A 1,664-nucleotide genomic window follows, 5' to 3' on the forward strand; every position below is an offset into this window, starting at 1 on the left:
TTATTTGCTAGCGAAGTCAATTTGACGCAAGGATCTTATTCACGGTGTTGAATAAGTATTCAGATTCATCTTTTATTTGAAAGAGAGTTTGATCCTGGCTCAGGACGAACGCTGGCGGCGTGCCTAATACATGCAAGTCGAACGAACCGAAGAAAGAGCTTGCTCTTTCGGACGTTAGTGGCGGACGGGTGAGTAACACGTGGGCAACCTGCCTGTAAGTTGGGGATAACTCCGGGAAACCGGGGCTAATACCGAATAATAACAAGCGTCGCATGACGCCTGTTTGAAAGATGGTTTCGGCTATCACTTACAGATGGGCCCGCGGTGCATTAGCTAGTTGGTAGGGTAATGGCCTACCAAGGCGACGATGCATAGCCGACCTGAGAGGGTGATCGGCCACACTGGGACTGAGACACGGCCCAGACTCCTACGGGAGGCAGCAGTAGGGAATCTTCCGCAATGGACGAAAGTCTGACGGAGCAACGCCGCGTGTGTGAAGAAGGTTTTCGGATCGTAAAGCACTGTTGTTAGAGAAGAACAAGGATAAGAGTAACTGCTTGTCCCTTGACGGTATCTAACCAGAAAGCCACGGCTAACTACGTGCCAGCAGCCGCGGTAATACGTAGGTGGCAAGCGTTGTCCGGATTTATTGGGCGTAAAGCGAGCGCAGGCGGTTTCTTAAGTCTGATGTGAAAGCCCCCGGCTTAACCGGGGAGGGTCATTGGAAACTGAGAGACTTGAATGCAGGAGAGGTAAGTGGAATTCCACGTGTAGCGGTGAAATGCGTAGATATGTGGAGGAACACCAGTGGCGAAGGCGGCTTACTGGCCTGTAATTGACGCTGAGGCTCGAAAGCGTGGGGAGCAAACAGGATTAGATACCCTGGTAGTCCACGCCGTAAACGATGAGTGCTAAGTGTTAGGGGGTTTCCGCCCCTTAGTGCTGCAGCTAACGCATTAAGCACTCCGCCTGGGGAGTACGACCGCAAGGTTGAAACTCAAAGGAATTGACGGGGGCCCGCACAAGTGGTGGAGCATGTGGTTTAATTCGAAGCAACGCGAAGAACCTTACCAGGTCTTGACATCCTTTGACCATTCTGGAGACAGAACTTTCCCTTCGGGGACAAAGTGACAGGTGGTGCATGGTTGTCGTCAGCTCGTGTCGTGAGATGTTGGGTTAAGTCCCGCAACGAGCGCAACCCTTGATTTTAGTTGCCAGCATTTAGTTGGGCACTCTAAAGTGACTGCCGGTGCAAGCCGGAGGAAGGTGGGGATGACGTCAAATCATCATGCCCCTTATGACCTGGGCTACACACGTGCTACAATGGATAATACAAAGGGTTGCCAAACCGCGAGGTCGAGCTAATCCCATAAAATTATTCTCAGTTCGGATTGTAGGCTGCAACTCGCCTACATGAAGCCGGAATCACTAGTAATCGTGGATCAGCATGCCACGGTGAATACGTTCCCGGGCCTTGTACACACCGCCCGTCACACCACGAGAGTTTGTAACACCCGAAGTCGGTAGGGTAACCTTTATGGAGCCAGCCGCCGAAGGTGGGACAGATAATTGGGGTGAAGTCGTAACAAGGTAGCCGTATCGGAAGGTGCGGCTGGATCACCTCCTTTCTAAGGAAAAGGAAACCTGTATTCGTTTTATCTTCT

At 51.6% G+C, this 1,664-nt stretch carries 1 rRNA gene; it reads left to right on the forward strand.

The window, feature by feature from the left end:
* Nucleotides 1–76: 76 nt before the first annotated feature.
* Nucleotides 77–1,628: ribosomal RNA gene (locus HCJ54_RS15255) — 16S ribosomal RNA — on the forward strand.
* The last annotated feature ends 36 nt before the right edge of the window (nucleotides 1,629–1,664 follow it).

Origin of the sequence: Listeria grandensis, from assembly GCF_014322885.1 — a bacterium.
In the GTDB taxonomy this organism is placed as follows: Bacteria; Bacillota; Bacilli; order Lactobacillales; family Listeriaceae; genus Listeria_A; species Listeria_A grandensis.